Annotated in this window: 1 protein-coding gene; it reads left to right on the plus strand. The window is 48.8% G+C overall.

Going from position 1 to position 240, the window contains the following annotated elements:
• Window positions 1-14 precede the first annotated feature (14 nt).
• A partial coding sequence (locus ACEN88_RS36200; RefSeq protein ID WP_413347197.1) for an AarF/UbiB family protein occupies window positions 15-240 on the plus strand: 226 nt, incomplete at its 3' end.

Here is a 240-nt window from a genome sequence, read left to right on the forward strand (position 1 = left end):
GTATCGCATCGTCCATTTCTTCCGATCTCTCAAATTTGTCCATACTCCTCCGTTCGTCGGCACTCTTGCCAAAGGGCTTGTATCTTCAAAACACGATTGCAGTCATGAAGCGCGAACTGGAAGACGAGTGCGACTATATACGAGAAGCAGAATCGGGCAGGCGGTTCCACCGATTGTTGAAGGACTACGATTACTTCAAGGTACCGCAAGTGGTTGATGAGGCTAGTACCAGTAAAGTCC

Source organism: Massilia sp. CT11-108 (assembly GCF_047302915.1).
GTDB classification, from domain to species: domain Bacteria; phylum Pseudomonadota; class Gammaproteobacteria; order Burkholderiales; family Burkholderiaceae_D; genus Telluria; species Telluria orientalis.